This window comes from Pseudomonas sp. RC10 (assembly GCF_038397775.1).
Classification (GTDB): domain Bacteria; phylum Pseudomonadota; class Gammaproteobacteria; order Pseudomonadales; family Pseudomonadaceae; genus Aquipseudomonas; species Aquipseudomonas bambusae.
In genome coordinates this window covers 2785598-2800400 of record NZ_CP151650.1, presented here as the reverse complement: position 1 = coordinate 2800400, position 14803 = coordinate 2785598, and the positions used below count along the sequence as shown (strand labels likewise).

General features: G+C 62.1%; 13 protein-coding genes. 9 read left to right on the top strand and 4 right to left on the bottom strand.

Annotated features, from left to right (window positions below; genetic code table 11):
* The first annotated feature begins 3 nt into the window (after positions 1 to 3).
* From AAEO81_RS12870 to AAEO81_RS12830, 9 genes are all read left to right on the top strand, one after another.
* The gene (locus tag AAEO81_RS12870; RefSeq protein ID WP_341963990.1) at positions 4 to 1380 is read left to right on the top strand and encodes an FAD-binding oxidoreductase; all 1377 of its coding nucleotides are present in this window, start codon (positions 4 to 6) and stop codon (positions 1378 to 1380) included.
* A 122-nt stretch (positions 1381 to 1502) separates the two neighbouring features.
* Positions 1503 to 2354 (top strand): transporter substrate-binding domain-containing protein, encoded by an 852-nt coding sequence (locus AAEO81_RS12865; RefSeq protein ID WP_341963989.1) that lies wholly within the window; start codon positions 1503 to 1505, stop codon positions 2352 to 2354.
* 214 nt (positions 2355 to 2568) lie between these two features.
* Positions 2569 to 3228, top strand: a complete 660-nt coding sequence (locus AAEO81_RS12860; protein WP_341963988.1) for an amino acid ABC transporter permease — start codon at positions 2569 to 2571, stop codon at positions 3226 to 3228.
* Positions 3225 to 3896: an amino acid ABC transporter permease gene (locus AAEO81_RS12855; protein ID WP_341963987.1), complete on the top strand. Its 672-nt coding sequence runs from the start codon at positions 3225 to 3227 to the stop codon at positions 3894 to 3896. The genes AAEO81_RS12860 and AAEO81_RS12855 overlap by 4 nt, the downstream gene beginning before the upstream one ends.
* A gap of 62 nt (positions 3897 to 3958) precedes the next feature.
* Complete coding sequence (locus tag AAEO81_RS12850) at positions 3959 to 4783, top strand: amino acid ABC transporter ATP-binding protein (RefSeq protein ID WP_341963986.1); 825 nt, start codon at positions 3959 to 3961, stop codon at positions 4781 to 4783.
* Positions 4784 to 4913: 130 nt separating this feature from the next.
* Entirely contained in the window at positions 4914 to 5654 is a 741-nt protein-coding gene (hutC, locus tag AAEO81_RS12845; protein ID WP_341963985.1) for a histidine utilization repressor, read from the top strand.
* A 90-nt stretch (positions 5655 to 5744) separates the two neighbouring features.
* On the top strand, positions 5745 to 6026 hold the full coding sequence (locus tag AAEO81_RS12840) for a hypothetical protein (protein ID WP_341963984.1): 282 nt from the start codon (positions 5745 to 5747) through the stop codon (positions 6024 to 6026).
* 359 nt (positions 6027 to 6385) lie between these two features.
* On the top strand, positions 6386 to 7711 hold the full coding sequence (locus tag AAEO81_RS12835; protein ID WP_341963983.1) for an MFS transporter: 1326 nt from the start codon (positions 6386 to 6388) through the stop codon (positions 7709 to 7711).
* A 264-nt stretch (positions 7712 to 7975) separates the two neighbouring features.
* The gene (locus AAEO81_RS12830) at positions 7976 to 8809 is read left to right on the top strand and encodes an oxidoreductase (protein ID WP_341963982.1); all 834 of its coding nucleotides are present in this window, start codon (positions 7976 to 7978) and stop codon (positions 8807 to 8809) included.
* A 171-nt stretch (positions 8810 to 8980) separates the two neighbouring features.
* Here AAEO81_RS12830 and AAEO81_RS12825 read toward each other — a convergent pair whose 3' ends face one another.
* The 4 genes from AAEO81_RS12825 to AAEO81_RS12810 form a co-directional block, all read right to left on the bottom strand.
* Complete coding sequence (locus AAEO81_RS12825) at positions 8981 to 10342, bottom strand: cytochrome c (RefSeq protein WP_341963981.1); 1362 nt, start codon at positions 10340 to 10342, stop codon at positions 8981 to 8983.
* 12 nt (positions 10343 to 10354) lie between these two features.
* Positions 10355 to 12130 (bottom strand): GMC family oxidoreductase, encoded by a 1776-nt coding sequence (locus tag AAEO81_RS12820; RefSeq protein WP_341963980.1) that lies wholly within the window; start codon positions 12128 to 12130, stop codon positions 10355 to 10357.
* Positions 12131 to 12132: 2 nt separating this feature from the next.
* Positions 12133 to 12882: a gluconate 2-dehydrogenase subunit 3 family protein gene (locus AAEO81_RS12815; RefSeq protein ID WP_341963979.1), complete on the bottom strand. Its 750-nt coding sequence runs from the start codon at positions 12880 to 12882 to the stop codon at positions 12133 to 12135.
* A 204-nt stretch (positions 12883 to 13086) separates the two neighbouring features.
* Positions 13087 to 14769, bottom strand: coding sequence for a methyl-accepting chemotaxis protein (locus AAEO81_RS12810; protein WP_341963978.1), 1683 nt, complete (start codon positions 14767 to 14769; stop codon positions 13087 to 13089).
* Positions 14770 to 14803: the final 34 nt, after the last annotated feature.

Sequence of the window (14803 nt, the reverse complement as noted above, 5' to 3'; positions counted from 1 at the left end):
CCTATGAGTGACGTGCAACACACCCTCAAAGAACTACGCGCCGCGCTGGGTGATGCCCAGGTGCTGACCGGCGACGCCATCAGCCCGCGTCATCACACCGACTGGACCCGTCACGCACCCGCCTGTCCGGCGGCCTTGATCCTGCCCACGGACACCGAGCAAGTCGCCACGGCCCTGCGCATCTGCAACGCGGCGCGCCAATCGGTGGTGCCCCAAGGCGGCATGACCGGCCTGGCGGGCGGCGCGGTCCCACGTCCCGCCGACATCGCGCTGTCGCTGGATCGCTTGCAAGGCATCGAAGAGATCGACGAAGCGGCGGCCACCGTGACCGTGAAAGCGGGCACCACATTACAGGCGATTCAACAGGCCGTCGCCGACGCGGGCTATCTGTTTCCGCTGGATCTGGGTGCGCGGGGTTCGTGTCAGATCGGCGGCAACATCGCGACCAATGCCGGCGGCAACGCGGTGATTCGCTACGGCATGACCCGCGATCTGGTGCTCGGCCTGGAAGTGGTGCTGGCCGACGGTCGCGTGTTGAACCTGATGAACAAGATGATCAAGAACAACTGCGGTTATGACCTGAAACAGTGCTTCATCGGCAGCGAAGGCACCCTTGGGGTGATCACCCGCGCCGTGCTGAAAATGGCGCCGCAACCCGGCCACAGCACCACGCTGTTGTGCGCCCTGCCCGACTACGCCAGCGCCGTCGCCTTTTTGCGTCGTGTGCAGCGCAGCGCCGGGACACCGCAAGCCTACGAATTGATGTGGCAGGACTTCTACCGCATGGGCGTGTCATGGCTTGAAAACCCCGTCGCGCCGATGCCCGATCATCATCCGCTGTACGTGCTGCTGGAATCATCGGCCAGTGCCGAGGTGCTGGAACAGACGTTGAACGCGGCCCTTGAGGCCGGTGAAGTGGTGGATGCGATCCTCGCCAGCTCGCAGGCCCAGGCCCGCAGCCTGTGGAAGATTCGCGAAGCCACCGGCGAATTCCCGGTGCGCCTGGCGCCGCTGAACTTCGACATCAGCCTGCCCATCGGCCAGATCGGTGAATTCGCCGACCTGTGTCGCCAGCGTCTGGACCTGAGTTGGCCGGGCAATCACAGCGTGTATTTCGGCCACATCGGTGACAGCAACCTGCACCTCACGGTGGACCTGAACAGCCTGCCCCAGCCCGCGCCGGTCTTTGAAATCGAAGACCTTGTGTACCGCGCCGTGGGCCAACTGGGCGGCGCGGTGTCGGCGGAGCATGGCATCGGCCTGCTCAAGCGCGAGTTTCTGCACCACTCCGTGAGCGCCGAAGCGTTGCAAACCATGGCCGAGCTCAAGCGCAGCTTTGACCCCAACGGCATTTTGAATCCGGGAAAAATCTTCGGTTAAACGCTGTGCGGGTTGTATAGACCGGTATGGCACGCTAACTGCACATTCACATCACACAACCGTTCCACCTGACCCCGATCACGACGACACCACACTGCATCTGATGAATGAGGAGTGACCCCATGCAACTCGATTCCCGCTTCGGTACACACGTGTTCAGCAAGACAGTTAAAAACCTGAGCATGGCAGTGGCACTCGCCCTGTTGCCTCTGGCCGCCCACGCCGACCAACTGGCCGATGTGAAGAAAGCCGGTGAGCTGGTGGTCGGTACGGAAATGCAGTTCGCCCCGTTCGACTTTCTCGAAGCAGGCAAACAGCAGGGTCTGAACGCCGAGCTGTTCGCCGAGCTGGGCAAGGAACTGGGGGTCAAGATCAAGTTCCTCGACCTGCCATGGCCAAGCGTGCTGCCGGGCCTGGAGGCGAAGAAATTCGACGTCGTGGCCGGTCCGATCATCGTGACCAAGGCGCGCAAAGAGCGCTACCACTTCGTCTCGCCGATTGCCGAAGCGACCGTGGCGCTGATGGTCGGCGCCAAGGACGACAGCATCAAGAAGCCTGAAGACATCGCGGGCAAGACCGTCGGGGCAGGCAAAGGCTCGGCGCAACTGGAAGAGTTGAAAACCTTCGCCGCGACGCTGCCAGAGAAGGTCACCATTCGCGAATACGTCGACAACAACCAGGCCTACGCCGACCTCGCCGCCAAGCGTATTGTCGCGGTGGCCAACTCGCTGCCGAACATCTCGTTCGTCGCCGCCCAGAAAGCCAATCTGTACAAAGTGGTGCAGCCGCCGTTCGGCAAGAAATCCTATTTCGCCTACCTGGGCCGCAAGGACGCCGATGCCGACAGCCTGATCGCCGCGCTCGATGCCGCCGTGAACAAAATGCACGACGACGGCCGCCTGGCTGCCCTGCAGAAAAAATGGCTGGGCGCCGAGATGGACGTGCCGAAGGGTGATTTCGAACCGACCTGGTAAGCCTTGGCGTCGTTCCATTTTCGCGGGAAGGACGCACCTCTCTGTAGGAGTGAGCTTGCTCGCGATCGGAGCTTGGTTATAGCCGATGATGTGTTTTACCCGCTGCTATCGCGAGCAAGCTCACTCCTACAGTGTTTTTAGCAGTGGTCAAGATTGAGCGCGATCTGACTGCCGAGATTTTCCATAAGCACCGATCCACAGCTGGAGTCACACCGTGTTTGATTGGCCCTTGCTGCAACAGAACGCACCTTTATTGCTCGGCGCCCTGTGGGTGACGTTGCAGGTGTCCATCGCCGCGCTGGCGATCGGCTTCGTCATTGGCGTGGTCGTCGGGGCGTTGCGCCTGTCGCCGATTCCCCTGTTCCGTCGTTTGGGCGGGGCCTATATTTTCGTGTTCCGCGGCATTCCGCTGCTGGTGCAATTGCTGTTCATTTATTACTTCCTGCCCCGCGTCGGCCTGCCCAACGTCTCGCCCACCGTGGCCGCCGTGATCGGCCTGTCGCTGGCGGCAGGCGCCTATACCGCTGAAATTCTGCGGGGTGGATTCCTGGCCATTCCGGGCGGCCAACTGGAAGCCGCCGGTCTGCTGGGCCTGAGCGCCAGCCAGATGCTGGTGCGCATCCGCGTGCCCCAGGCCGTGCGCCTGACCCTGCCCGCGCTGGTCAACGAAATGATCCTGCTGATCAAGGCCTCGTCGCTGGTGTCGGTGGTTGGCCTGGCTGACCTGACCCGCACCGCGCAAAACCTCGCCGCCAGCGACTACATGTTCGTGCAGGATTACCTAATGCTCGCGGGCTTCTATTGCCTGATCAACATCCCGCTGGCGTATTTTGGCGGCGTGCTGGAACGCCGGTTGAAGGAGCAAGGCGCATGATCTTCGACCCGCAAATCATCACCGATCACCTGGACGACATTGGTTCGGGCTTTCTGGTCACCCTCGGCACCTGGAGCAGCGGCGTGGTGCTCGGCATCGTGCTGGGCATGCTGATCGCCGTCGCGCAAATCTTCGGCAACAACCTGGTGCGCGCCCCGCTGCGGGTGTTCATCGAACTGATCCGCAGCACGCCGTTTCTGGTGCAGTTGTTCCTCGTTTATTACGGCGGCCCGTCGTTCGGCCTGAGCCTCGATCCGATCCCGGCGGGTATCCTCGGTCTGGGCGTGTACGGCAGCGTGTATTTCGCCGAAATCTTCCGCTCCGGTTTCGATTCGGTCGCCCGCGGTCAACTGGAAGCAGCGGATTGCCTGGGCATCACCCGCCTGCAATGCATCTGGCGGATTCAGGTGCCGCAGATGCTGGTGATCATCCTTCCGGCGCTGATCAACATGATCACCGTGCTGTGCAAGGAGACCGCCGTACTGTCGATCATCACCATTCCGGAGCTGACGATGGTCCTGACCGGCATCGGTTCGGAGACCTTCGCTTTCGTCGAAACCCTGCTGATGCTGTGCATCGGCTACCTGATTCTGGTGGAACTGTGCTCGCGGCTGGGCATGTTCCTGGAAAGCCGTGTCGGCCGCTTCATGAACAAGCAACCACGATGAACAGCCTCCTGATTCCCAGCGGCGCCGTGTCCGACAATACACGCGAGAAACAAGGTGAACGCATGAAGACTTCGGCAAGCCCACCCGGCGAGCAGCCCACCATTCTGACGCTGAACAAGGTCGGCAAAAGCTTCGGCACCCTGCGTGTGCTCAAGGGCATCGATTTGCAGGTGCAGCGCTCGGAAGTGGTGTGCCTGATCGGCCCGTCCGGCTCCGGCAAGAGCACGCTGTTGCGCAGCATGGCGTTCCTTGAGGAGTACGACGAAGGCTCGATTCACATCGAAGGTCAGCTGCTCGGCTGGCAGGACACCGACAAGGGCCGTCGCCGCGCGCCGCAATCGCAGATCAATCAGGTGCGCCGCAACGTCGGCATGGTGTTCCAGCAATTCAACCTGTGGCCGCACATGACCGCCATCGGCAACGTCTGCGAGGCCCTGCGCCGGGTGCGTAAATTGTCCGCCGATGAAGCGAACAAACGCGGCATGGCGATGCTGGATAAGGTCGGGCTGGCGCACAAGGCCACGGCCTACCCGGCGCAGTTGTCGGGCGGTCAGCAGCAGCGCGTGGCGATTGCCCGGGCGCTGGCGATGGAGCCGCACATCATGCTGTTCGATGAGCCGACCTCGGCGCTGGACCCGGAACTGGTGGGCGAAGTGCTGCAGGTGATGAAGACCCTCGCCAAAGAAGGCATGACCATGGTCGTGGTGACCCACGAAATGGGCTTTGCCGCGCAGGTGGCGGATTCGGTGATCTTCCTCGATCAAGGCGAAGTGGTCGCTCGGGGTACACCGCAGCAGATCTTCCACAACGCCGAACAGCCGAGGTTGCAGCAGTTTTTGCAGAATTATCTGGACCGCAACGCGTTTTGGCAGGACGGAAAATCGTAGACGGGTCGATCTGAATACACGCGAATCCTGTAGGAATGAGCTTGCTCGCGATAGAGGTGTGTGAGACGCATGCGTTGACAGGTAAATCTTCATCGCGAGCAAGCTCACTCCTACAGGTCCTGGGAGGTCAATGATGGACAAACCCGCACCCCAGGCCCTGTATCGCCAGGCCAAGGATTTCGTGCAGGGCAAGCTGGTGTCCGGGGAATGGAAACCGGGCGACCTGATCCCGTCGGAGAACCGGCTGGTGCTGGAGCTGGGCATGTCGCGCATGACGGTCAACCGGGCGCTGCGCGAGCTGACCGAAGAAGGCCGTCTGCTGCGAATCTCCGGGGTCGGTACGTTCGTCGCCGAGAGCAAACCGCAGTCAAACCTGCTGCACATCACCAACATCGCCGACGAAATCCTCGCCCGGGGCCACCGCTATCGTTGCCACGTGCTGCACCTGGCGCGGGAATCGGCGTCGATGCCTATTGCGTCAGCGCTGTCGTTGCCCACCGGCGCGTCGGTGTTTCATCTGCTGTGCGTGCACTATGAAGACGACGTGGCGGTCCAGCTGGAAGACCGCTACGTCAATCCGCAGAGCGCACCGGAGTTCCTGCAACAGCCGTTCGGCGACACCTTGCAGTCGGCGCGCTACCTGCTGAAAATCATCCAGCCGGACGAAATGGAGCACATCGTCGAGGCCAGCCACCCCTCTCCCGACGAGCTCAAGCACCTGCAAATCGAGGCCGACGAACCCTGTCTGGTGTTGATCCGCCGCACCTGGAACAACGGCCGCGTCGTCACCTACGTGCGCCTCGCTCACCCCTCATCCCGCTATCGCCTCGGCAGCCGCCTGCCCGTGACTGGCGCTTACCGCGACAGCTGACAACCGCTCGGCAGATTCATCGAACGCCAGCCTCGCAATGCCCTCGATATCGGTAAGCCCCGGAGAATCCGGTATCAAGAAGAGGTGCATATGGCTACCCAAGACACGCGTCAAACCAACGACCGCAACGACCCGGCCATCGACCCGGACACCCCTGACAATCACATGGGTCAGGACAAGCCACCGGCGTCGGGAGGGTCGCAAAGCCAGAGCAACAACGGCGCGCAAAGCCAGGAGAACAACGGCAACCGTTCAGGCGAGAACAGCTTCACCCCGGACTTCGAGCCGGAAGAGCACGAGTCGCCGGACAAGACCAAGGACGAGTCGCAAACGGGTGAGACGGATCGGGACATCGATACGCCCGGGGGTTAATCCACACCACAAATCGTTGTAGGAGCCGGCTTGCTGGCGAAGACGGTGTATCAGGCACCCTGCTCGTGTCTGACCCACCGCCTTCGCCAGCAAGCCGGCTCCTACAGGTGATCGTGATCCCGCGTAGGAGATCGCTTACCCCCTCCTTTGAATCATCCAATAATCCGCTTCAATTCCTGCGCTCTGTCCATTGCATAGCCCCCTAACAAACCGGCACCATCACGCTTCTGGTTGCGTATGCAGCCTTGCTTGCACTTTTTCCCGGAGCGTTGTCGATAATGGTCCAACCTGTCCCTCAGCCCGCCCCTCAAAATCCGCCGCGCGTCAGCGATAAACTCACGTCTCGAGAATTTCGCGGCATGGTGGCGATTCTGCTGTCCATCGCCCTCGCCACCCTCGATACGGCCATCGCCAACACCGCCCTGCCGGCCATTGCCGCCGACCTCAACGCTTCCCCCGCCGCGTCGGTGTGGATCATCAACGCCTACCAATTGGCGGCGGTGGCAACGCTGCTGCCCTTCGCGGCGTTGGGCGGAGTGCTGGGTCAGCGCAAGGTGTACCTCGGCGGCCTGATTCTGTTCGTGGTGTCGTCGGCGTTGTGCACCTTTTCCTGGTCGTTGCCGACCCTGACCGTCGCCCGCGTGCTGCAAGGCATCGGCGCCAGCGCGATCATGAGCGTCAACGCCGGGCTGATCAGCTCGATCTTCCCCGCCGAACGCCTCGGGCGCGGGCTGGGGATGAACGCGCTGGTGGTCGGCACGTCGTTCTCCATCGGCCCGACCATCGCCTCGCTGGTGTTGTCGGTGGCCCATTGGCCGTGGCTGTTCGCGATCAACTTGCCTATCGGTATTTTCGCGCTGGTGTTCGCCTGGAATTCGTTGCCGGTGACCAAACCCGGCAGCCTGACCTTCGACCGCGTGACTGCAATCCTCAACGTCATCACCTTCGGCGCCCTGATTTTCGCCTTGAGCCAGGCAGCGCAATTGGGGTCGATGAGCAGCGTGTTGATTGCGCTGGCGATCTTTCTGGTGGGCGGCGCGGCGATGCTCAAGCGCGAGGCCGGGCATCCGGCGCCGATGTTTCCGCTGGATCTGTTGAAACGCCCGATGTTCGCCCTCTCGGCGCTGACAGCCTTCTGTTCGTTCGCAACCCAAGGCCTGGCGTTCGTGTCGCTGCCGTTCTTTTTTGAAACCACGCTGGGCCGCGACCCGGTGCAGACCGGGTTTCTGATGACGCCGTGGTCGGTGGTGGTGGCGATGATCGCGCCGTTTGCCGGGCGTATGTCGGACCGTTATCCGCCGGGGCTGTTGGGCGGGATCGGGCTGGCGATGCTCTGCGTCGGCATGATTTCCCTGGCGACCATGCCGGCCGACGCCAGCGTGATCTCGATCATCGTGCGGATGATTCTGTGCGGCATCGGTTTCGGGTTCTTCCAGGCGCCGAACCAGAAAGCCCTGATGACCAGCGCGCCGAAGGAACGCTCCAGCGGTGCCAGCGGCACCATCGCCACCGCCCGTTTGATCGGGCAAGCCACCGGCGCGGCGTTGGTGGCGTTGAGTTTCGGCATTTCCAACGCCCACGGGCCGGTGCTGGCGTTGAGCATTGGTGCGGGGTTCGCGGCGGTGGGCAGTATTGCCAGCGGGTTGCGGTTGGTGACTAAAAACACGGCGAATCCTCGGGTCTGAGCCCCGATCAGGCAACCGGCACAGAACCTGTGGGAGCGACTTCATGTTGGGCGGCAATCCGAGGAAGGGCCGGTTCACGCCACCCGTCTCCACCGCCTGAATCCATTCGCGACTAAATTCGCTCCCACAGAGGGCGTGTGGCGTTGTCGATAGCCACGGCAGAATCAGGCAATCATCGCGTAGAACTGGGTGAGCGGGTTTCGGTCTGCTGTTCCTACCATGGGGACTTTCAGTAACCGCAACACGCTTCGAGAGGGAAACGCTATGAGTTCGACAAAAACCCTGTTCATCACCGGCGTCAGCACAGGTTTCGGCAAGGCACTGGCCGCTCAGGCACTGGCGGCGGGACACAAGGTCATCGGCACGCTGCGCAATCAGGACGCCATCGAAAACTTCGAAGCCCAGGCCCCTGGCCGCGCCCACGGCGTGCTGCTGGACGTGACTGAATTCGCCGCCATCGACAGTGTGGTCAACGATGTCGACAAGGCCTTTGGCCCGGTGGACGTGCTGGTCAACAACGCAGGCTACGGCCACGAAGGCGTGTTCGAGGAGTCGACGCTGGAGGAAATGCGTCACCAGTTCGACGTCAACGTGTTCGGCGCCGTGGCGATCACCAAAGCCTTCGTCCCGCTGTTCCGCCAGCGCCGCAGCGGGCACATCATCAACATCACGTCCATGGGCGGCTTCATCACCATGCCGGGGATCTCGTTCTACCACGGCAGCAAGTTCGCGCTGGAAGGCATTTCCGAGACGCTGGGCAAGGAATTGAAGCCCTTCAACGTATTCGTGACCGCCGTCGCACCGGGCGGTTTCCGCACCGACTGGGCCGGTCGCTCGATGCAGCGCTCGCCCCGGCAGATCGCCGATTACGATGAGTCTTTCAACCCGATCCGCAAGGCCCGGGAAGAGCGCAGCGGCAAGCAACCGGGTGATCCGGTCAAGGCCGCGAACGCGATCCTGACGCTGATCGCCAGCGACGCCCCGCCCGCGCATTTGTTGCTGGGCAGCGATGCGTTGAAGCTGGTGCGGGACAAGTTGGAACAGCTGCAGGCTGAGATCACGGCGTGGGAAGCGGTGACCAAGTCGACGGATATCTGATGCCATGGCTCGTCCGTGCCATTGATTTCGCCTGAAAAACCGTTTGCGAATGAATTCGCTCCCACAGGGTAGATCGCATGGCGAAATCGCGCGCAAACCTGTGAGAGCTAATGTATTCGCGATGCGACCGTCCAGACACCGTTGCAGCGTCCGGATGATCGCTTCACGTGGTTACGGCTTGGCTATGTCCGTACGGTCCACCGCCGGCGACGTCTCGGGCAAGGTCGCCCGCAGCTGCGCCACCTGCCCTGCGTTGACGACAGGCGCGTGGTTACCCCAGCTGCCGCGGATGAAGGTCAGCAGCTGCGCCACTTCCTCATCCGACATCCTCCAGGCAAAACCGGGCATACCCAGTTCCGAAGGCGCAGTGGCGGTGGCTGGCAGTTTGCTGCCCGCTAGCACCAGGCGGATCATCGACACAGGGTCTTCCGAGAGCACCGACGAGTTGCCGGCGATTTTCGGGAACACCCGCTGATAACCCTGGCCGTCGGTGCGGTGGCAAGCTGCGCAGTTGTCGACGTACAGCTCGGCACCACGACTGCCCTCTTGCCCCGCTTGCAGGGCCTTGGCAGTGGACGGGTCGGCCTCGAACGTGGACACCTGACGAGCACTCCCCGGCAGGGTTTTCAGGTAGGCGGCCACAGCCTTCAGGTCTTGGTCGTTGAGGTGCTGAGTGCTGTGCACCACCACGTCGCCCATCGCCCCGCCGAGTACCGCGTGGGTCTCGCTGCGCGCGCTGCGCAGGGTGGCCACGATGTCATCGGCGCTCCAATTACCCAGACCGTCCGCAGGATTGCCACGCAGGTTCACGGCCAGCCAGCCATCAATCACTGGCCCACCCGACAGGAAGGCGTCGCCGGATTCATCCAGCGCCTTCTCCTGCAGGGTCAGCGCCCGTGGCGTGTGGCAACTGCCGCAATGCCCCAGCCCTTGCACCAGATAGGCGCCGCGCGCCACTTGCGGATCCTGATACCGCGCCGGGTTGAACGCCACGTCTTGCGGGGCGGGTGCGAAGACCTTGCGCCACACCGCCAGCGGCCAGCGCATCGACAACGGCCAGGGCACGTCGTTGGCGCGGTTTTCTGCATAGACCGGCGCGACACCGTGCATGAAGTACGCGTACAGCGCCCGCACGTCGTCATCGCTGGTTCGCGCGTAAGCCGGATACGGCATGGCCGGGTACAGGCTGTTGCCATTGGCGGCGATGCCATGGCGCAGCGCGCGGTCGAAGTCGTCCAGCGTGTAACTGCCAATGCCGGAGGCTTTGTCGGGGGTGATGTTGCTGCTGTACAGCGTACCGATCGGTGACGCAATCGGCAGGCCGCCGGCGAATGGCTTGCCGCCTTTGGCCGTGTGGCACGCCGTGCAATCACCGGCATCGGCCAGGTAGCGGCCTTTCTCGATCAGCGCGGCTTGATCGGTGGACGTATCGGCGGCCAGTTTTGGGGTAGACGTTGGCCAGAAGGCAACGCCCAGCACCACACCCAACGCGACCACAGCAATGACGAACAGGCTTGAGAGAAGCTTTTTCATGGTCGTCTCTCCTTAGGGCTGAACCAGCGGGCCGGGGTTTTTCAGGTATTGCTCGCGAATGGCTTTGGCCGACCAGTACGCCAGTGCACCCACCATGCCGGTCGGGTTGTAGCCGTTGTTCTGCGGGAAGGCGTTGGCGCCGATGGCGAACACGTTGTGCACGTCCCAGCTTTGCAGATAACGGTTCAGCGCCGAGGTCTTCGGATCGCTGCCCATGATCGCGCCGCCGCAGGTGTGGGTGCTCTGGTATTTGGTGATGTTGTAGTGCTCGCCCGGCTTTTTAGCGTCGCCGGACAGGGCGGTCGGGTTGAGGATTTTTGACATCTCCATAGCCTTGCCCACCAGGAACTGCGAAGCCTTGACCTCGTTGTCGTGCCAGTCGAAAGTCATGCGCAGCAGTGGCCGGCCGAAGCCGTCCTTGTAGGTCGGGTCCAGGCTCAGGTAATGCTGCTTGTACGACATGCAGGCGCCCTGCACTTCAAAATAGAACGAGTGACGGAAGGCGTCGCTGGCGGCCTGTTTCCACGCCGTGCCCCAGTTCGGCGTGCCCGGCGGCACGTTGATCCCGCGCACGGGCCCTGCCCCCGGCTGCCGCGCCCAGATGATGCCGCCACCGACGAAACCGGCCTTGGCGTTGTCCAGCTGGTTGCCGTTGAGGTTGTCCATGGTCGTGCCCGCGCCACCGATGCCGATGAACTGATTGGCCTGCACGTCCTTGTTGAAAAACAGCACCACCCGGTTGAGGTTCTGGTACGAGTAATTACGCCCGACCGTGCCCTCACCCGTTTGCGGATCGTAGGGTTTGCCGATGCCGGACAGCAACATCAGGTGCACGTTGTACAGCGAGAAAGCGCACAGCAACACCAGATCCGCCTGCTGCTCGACTTCACGCCCCTGGGCGTCGAGGTAGGTCACGCCGGTGGCTTTCTTGCCGTCGCTGTCGAGGTTGACCTTGAGCACTTGGGCGTGAGTGCGCAGTTCGAAGTTCTTGCGCTGGCGCAGCACCGGCAGAATGCTGATGTTGGGGCTGGCCTTGGAGTAATTCAGGCAGCCGTAATCGCTGCAGAAACCACAGGCGTTGCACGGGCCCATCTGACAACCGTAAGGGTTGACATAGGGGCCGGAGGCATTGGATGCGGGGATCGGATACGGGTCCCAGCCCATTTCGCGCGCGCCTTTGTAGAACATTTCCGCGCCGAGGTAATTCGGGTTCGGGCCTAGCGGAAACTCCCGAGAGCGAGAGCCTTCGAAGGGGTTGCCACCGATCTGCTTCACTCCGTTGATGACCCCGGCCTTGCCCGAGGTGCCGCAGACGTATTCGAAGTGATCGAAGTGCGGCTCCAGGTCGTCGTAGGTGACGGGAAAGTCCTGAATGCTCATGTCCTGGGGAATGAATTTCGCGCCGTAACGCTGCTCGACGTTGCTGCGCAGCTGGAAGTCTTCCGGAAGGGCGCGGAAATGACAGCCCGACCAGTGACTGCCCGCGCCGCCCACGCCGGTGCCCGGCTTGAACGAGCCCATCTGCCGATACGGCACAGCGTTCGAGGTCAGGTTGTGCCGTGCGGTCACGGTCTCTTGCGCCAGGCTCTGCAGGTAGCGCCGATGCACCGAACCTTCCAGCTCATCGACCACTTTGGGGTAGGCGAAATCCGGCTGGGTATCGCGATCGGCGCCGCGCTCCAGCACCACCACATTCAAGCCGGCGTCGGTGAGTTCTTTGGCCAGAATCGCACCGGTCCAGCCCATGCCAACAATGACGGCGTCCACTTTCGGTTTTACGTTCGCCATGTTCAGCCCCTCCGCCCGGCCAGATCGACCGGCGGCAACGGATACGGCTTGTCGCGCACCGTGATCCAGTCCATGTAGTCGGCGCGCATGCCGGGGTAGCCGATCATCTTCCAGGCACCCATGTTCTTGTTGCCGCCGTGGGAAGGGTCGGCGAAATAGCCGTTGCGCACCTCGTTGAGCAGGTTGCTGAAAAACAGCTTCGAGGCGATGTCGTCCAGCGCCAACTTGCCGCTTTCGGCGGACTTGAGCAGGTCTTCCTGCTGGGCCGACGAGAGCTCAGCGAAGGCCTTGCCAGAGAAGTTCTTCCTGCAGTTGGCGTTCATGGCCTTGATACCGATGCGCAGGGTCTCACGCAGGTTCAGGCGACCCTGATAACCGAACTCGGGAGCGGCTTCCAGAAAAGGCCCCTGCATGTACCAGATGCCGCCGTTGGCGTAGGGCGTTTGCATGTGGCGGTCGAGAAACTCGGGAACTCCCAACTCCACAGCGCCGGGGCCGACGTGGTCGGAGGGGATCAGGCGATCACAAGCGGCAATCAGGAACGCCCATTCTTCGGGGGTGAAGAACGTCGGCGTGTAATCCCCTGTGGAAGATGCAGGGACTGCAGCGGGCTTGGGCGCTGCGTCGCTGGCCGGAGTCTGGGCGAACGTACTGGAAGGAAGGCCGGCACCGGCCAGGGTTACGACGGGGATAAGGGTCAACGATTTGCGTAGAAAATCGCGACGCGCCGGGGAGGTGTCGTCATCGAACATCTTTCATTTCTCCTGAGACTGAACACGGGTGTGCTTCGTTTTTCGGGTGTTTCTTGTTGTAGGTCGCCGTGCGCCGCCTGCTGCAATGACAGGCGGACGCCGGGATTCGATTGCCAGCTAATAATTACCTAGCTAAGCATTTGCACGTTACTTAACCAGCTTCCACTGCCGGGGACTACCTTGATTGCAGGGTTAAACGATTCATCAGATCTTGAATTGCCCAACCAGCGCGCTGAGGTTGCCGCCCAGTGCAGACACGTCGCGCATGGTGCGGGCGCTCTGCTCGGTTTCCTCGGCAAGGTTTTCAACGGCTCCGGCGATCTGGTGCACGCTGCGGTTGATCTCTTCGGCCACTGACGTCTGCTCTTCGGCGGCGCTGGCGATCTGCGCGTTCATCGCGTTGATGGTGCCGATCAGGCCAGAGATGGAATCCAGCGAAACGCCGACTTCGTTGGTCTGCTGGTTAGCACCCTCACCCGCTTCGGTGGAACGGCGCATCGCTGCGACAGAGGCATGGGTGCCTGTTTCAAGGCGCGTGATCATGCTCTGGATTTCCTGGGTGCTCTGCTGAGTACGGCTGGCCAGCGCCCGCACTTCATCGGCGACCACGGCAAACCCGCGACCTGCCTCACCGGCGCGCGCAGCTTCGATGGCGGCGTTGAGGGCCAGCAGGTTGGTCTGCTCGGCGATCGAACGAATCACATCGAGCACCGACACGATGGAGCGCACGTCCTGCTGCAGGTTGTCGAGGCTGGTGCCGCTCAGGCGGATGTCGTCCACCAGCGAACTCATGCCAATGATGCTGTTGCCCACCACCTTGCGCGCGGCCTGGCCTTGATGATCGGTTTCGGAAGCCGCCTCAGCGGCGCGTTGTGCGCTGTGGGCCACTTCCTGAGCGGCAGCGGACATCTCGTGAATCGCCGTGGCCACCTGATCGGTTTCTTCGCGCTGACGCTGCATGGCTTGTTCGGATCGCAAGGTCTGTTGCGTGGCCTGGTCGACGAGGCCTGCAAGGTCGGTGGTCATCTGCGCAATCTGCCGGACCATGCCGTGGATCTTGTCGACGAAGAGGTTGAACGAGGTGGCCAGATCGCCCAGTTCGTCGCGACTGGTCACCACCAGACGGTGGGTCAGGTCGCCGTCGCCAGCCGCGATGTCATCCAGATTGGTCTTGAGAACGCGCAGCGGGCGAACGATGCCGTTTGCGGTCCAGATCCCGGCGGCAGCGGTGACCAGGAGCAGGATCAGGGTGACCACGAACACGCTGACAAGAATGCTGTGAGTACGGCTGGTGACGGCTTGCTGCTCTAGCACCATGGCGGCGTCGATGTCGTCCATGTTGATCGCGCTGCCGAGCACCATGTCCCATTTTTCCAGGTACACGGTGTAGCCGAGCTTGGGCACCTGCACGGCCTCATCGCCCGGTTTGGGCGCGGCGTAATCGATGTAATGCTTACCATTTTTGGCGACCTCGACAAAGGTCTGGTAATGGTAGGAGCCGTCCGGGTCGCGGGTGTCCCAGAAGCTTTTGCCGACGCCTGCCGGGCTGTCGCCACGGAAGACCCGCACGCCCTTGGTGTCGTAGCCGAAGAAGTACCCGTCGTCGCCATACTTCATCGGCTTCAGCAGCTCCAGCGCCTTGTCCCGCGCGGTCATGTCGCCCTGAGCGGAAGCATCGTGCAGCGGCTTGATCGTGGTCAGCGCCACGTCGACGTAGTTCTTTAACACTTGGCGGTTGCGCTCCACCAATTGCTCACGGGTTTCCTTCATTTCCTGATCGGCGCTGCTCTGCAACATCCACGAAGCCACGCCACTGAGAATCAGGGCGAACAGCAACGCGGGAATGATCGCTAAACAGAGCAGTTTGCTCTTCACGGTAAGTTTCATGAGACAAATCACCTGCTGGTCGTATGGTCATTCA